Annotated in this window: 1 protein-coding gene; it reads left to right on the top strand. The window is 69.3% G+C overall.

All coding sequences use genetic code 11. The annotated features are described in order from the left end of the window. Positions 1-511 (top strand): HAMP domain-containing protein (locus tag MOV75_RS41540; protein ID WP_247008684.1); only part of this gene is annotated, 511 nt, incomplete at both ends.

Genomic DNA, 511 nt, shown 5'->3' with positions numbered 1-511 from the left:
CATCGCCCTCGGGCTGCTCGCGCGCAACCCGTCCGCGGCGGAGCAGGCCGCGCAGAACATGCGGGCGTTCAACATTGGCGATGCCAGGCTGAGGTCGGCGGTGAACGATTATGCCGAGGCCATCATGGCCGTGGCCGTCCGCGAGCGGCAGATCGCCGACATCGACCGCGAGGTGCTGGGAACCGAGGGACGGCTGATCGGCCGCGTCACCGAATTGCTGCGCGAAGTCAGCGACCGGCGCGGCCACGTGCTGTCGCGCGACTTTGCCCGTACGCTGACGGAAGCGCGATGGCAGAGCATCGTGCTCGGCACCATCGGCGTTCTGATCGGCATTCTCGCGGCCGGCTTCGTGGTGCGCAGGACGGTCCGTCCGCTCGCCCAGATCGCACGCTCCATTCGCGCGCTTGCCGCGGGCCAGAAAGACACCTCCATCCCGTCCGCCGACCTCGACAACGAGATCGGCGACATCGCGCGTGCGGCCGAAGTGTTCCGCCGTGCGCTGGAGGAGGCC

This window comes from Bradyrhizobium sp. PRIMUS42 (assembly GCF_023006515.1).
In the GTDB taxonomy this organism is placed as follows: domain Bacteria; phylum Pseudomonadota; class Alphaproteobacteria; order Rhizobiales; family Xanthobacteraceae; genus Bradyrhizobium.
Note: the sequence above shows the minus strand (reverse complement) of the source record. Positions and strands in the feature narration are given on the sequence as shown.